General features: G+C 76.7%; 1 pseudogene. It reads right to left on the bottom strand.

Annotated features, from left to right (window positions below):
• A pseudogene (locus QOL99_RS13250) lies at positions 1-510 on the bottom strand (S8 family serine peptidase); the annotation flags it as partial.

The raw sequence follows: 510 nt of genomic DNA, 5'->3' as shown, positions 1-510 counted from the left end.
GGACCGATCTGCTGCAGGGCCGCGCGGGTGCTCGCCAGCCCGGCGTCCGGCCCGGTGACCCTCTGGCCCAGCGCGAGCGCCTGCGCCGCGGGCGAGCGGTACTTCACGATCACGCTGCGGGCCCCGGCGGGGGCTCCCGTTTCAGCTGGGGCGGTGCCCACATCGGGGCCCTGGGCCTGCGCGGGGTCGGTGACCCGGCCCGTCAGCACGTACTGGTCGGCGGTGACGGTCCAGACCGCCGTGCCCTTTTGCTCGCCCGCCTGCCAGGTGATTCTCAGTTCCCCGGTCAACCGCGCCTGATCCGCCTTCACCGGCGTGCCCAGCGCCCGGTTGGCCCGCACCTGCACCCGCAGCGCCCCGGTCCCCGACGTCGGCGAGACGCTCAGCCACGCCGGGGTGTCCTCCACCCGCCAGGAGGTGCCTGTGAAGGGAGCCTCGGCGCCCAGCGTCAGGGCGGTGCCGAGGTCCAGCGTGCGGTCGGCCAGGGGCGCGGCCCCGGTGGCGGGCGGG

Source organism: Deinococcus rhizophilus, from assembly GCF_030271215.1.
Classification (GTDB): domain Bacteria; phylum Deinococcota; class Deinococci; order Deinococcales; family Deinococcaceae; genus Deinococcus; species Deinococcus rhizophilus.
The sequence above is the reverse complement of the archived record's forward strand: the minus strand, read 5'-3'. Positions and strand labels throughout refer to the sequence as shown.